This is a genomic window from Vibrio sp. 10N.222.55.C6, assembly GCF_041473395.1.
GTDB lineage: Bacteria > Pseudomonadota > Gammaproteobacteria > Enterobacterales > Vibrionaceae > Vibrio > Vibrio crassostreae_C.
The window spans coordinates 1-370 of sequence record NZ_JBFRSD010000650.1 but is presented as its reverse complement, the minus strand read 5'-3'; the positions used below and the strand labels follow the sequence as shown (position 1 = coordinate 370).

General features: G+C 51.6%; 1 pseudogene. It reads right to left on the bottom strand.

Annotated elements, in window-relative coordinates:
- Positions 1-370: pseudogene (locus tag AB4486_RS25480) on the bottom strand (N-acylglucosamine 2-epimerase); the annotation flags it as partial.

Genomic DNA, 370 nt, shown 5'->3' with positions numbered 1-370 from the left:
TATCTTCTAGCTGATCAATGAGGTAGTACGCCCCTTGCTTAGCAAGCGCTAAAGCTTGTTTGTCTCCAGTAAGGTGATAGAGCACGCCGTAGGCATAGGTTTGGCGTGATTTCATGCGCGTAAACTCCTTGCCAAAGTGCGGAGTGATCCAGCCTCGGTTCAATTCAGGACACACATCAGAAACATCGAGCAAGGTGCCATCATCACAGCGAAACGTCGGGAAGTTGCCTATCGGTTCTCCCTGAGCGCTAGGCATCAGCCAGTAAGGTGCGAGCCCTTCAGAGGCATGATTGATCCAGTCTTCTCCAGAGGGAAGGGTGACATTGGCAGATACAGTGAAACTGGCCACGCTGAGTAATGCGATCGTTGC